This is a genomic window from Vogesella mureinivorans (genome assembly GCF_007644035.1).
Classification (GTDB): domain Bacteria; phylum Pseudomonadota; class Gammaproteobacteria; order Burkholderiales; family Chromobacteriaceae; genus Vogesella; species Vogesella mureinivorans.
The window spans coordinates 1-375 of the sequence record NZ_VMTV02000973.1; the positions used below are offsets into that span (position 1 = coordinate 1).

General features: G+C 62.7%; 1 protein-coding gene. It reads right to left on the reverse strand.

From position 1 onward, the window contains the following. Positions 1-33: 33 nt before the first annotated feature. Positions 34-375 (reverse strand): TonB-dependent receptor (locus tag FLQ44_RS21750; protein ID WP_147696039.1); only part of this gene is annotated, 342 nt, incomplete at its 5' end.

The following is a 375-nucleotide window of genomic DNA, read 5'->3' on the forward strand; positions in this document are numbered from 1 at the left end:
ACAGCCTCCAGGACCATCGCCGTTGCATCGATCTCAGAATTTCACCCGCACGCCGAGGATGTAGACCCGGCCGGTCTGGTGATAAACGTTCACGCGGTCACCGGTCGCATCGACCCACTGGTCGTTCCACTCGTTGGTGAGATTCAGCCCTTCGAGGGTGAACTCGACCTGCTCGTTGAGCTTGAACGACGCCGACATGTCCACCGTGGTGGTGCCCTTGGTGCCTTCGACATCGTTGCCGTCGCGGCCCGGCACCGTGGTCAGGTAGTCATCGCGGTTCGACACCGACACGCGCGCGCCGAAGCGCTCGTCGTCGTAGTAGAGGGTCGCGTTGTAGGCGTTCTTGGACAGTCCCGTCAGGTTCTGGCGTGCGGC